Origin of the sequence: Acidovorax sp. SRB_14 (genome assembly GCF_012932145.1) — a bacterium.
GTDB lineage: Bacteria > Pseudomonadota > Gammaproteobacteria > Burkholderiales > Burkholderiaceae_C > Simplicispira.
In genome coordinates this window covers 1-290 of record NZ_MWOK01000055.1, presented here as the reverse complement: position 1 = coordinate 290, position 290 = coordinate 1, and the positions used below count along the sequence as shown (strand labels likewise).

1 pseudogene is annotated in these 290 nt (G+C 63.8%); it reads right to left on the bottom strand.

The window, feature by feature from the left end:
• Positions 1-94: 94 nt before the first annotated feature.
• A pseudogene (locus tag B2J86_RS17965) lies at positions 95-290 on the bottom strand (electron transfer flavoprotein subunit beta/FixA family protein); the annotation flags it as partial.

Here is a 290-nt window from a genome sequence, read left to right as displayed (position 1 = left end):
GCAGGCGGCAGCAGCGGTGACGGTGTGGAGCGTGGCGCCCTTGAGGGACGCGTTGTCGTGTTCTGCGATGACGAGGGTGGTCATGTTCGGTTCCTCAGATGACTTTGGCTTCGTTTCGGAGCTTGTCGACCAGGGCAGCCACGTCGGCCACCTTGACGCCGGCGCCGCGCTTGGGCGGCTCGGTGACTTTCAAGGTCTTCAGGCGCGGAGTCACACCGACGCCGAGCTCCTCGGGCTTGACGACGTCGAGCTGCTTTTTCTTGGCCTTCATGATGTTGGGCAGCGTCACG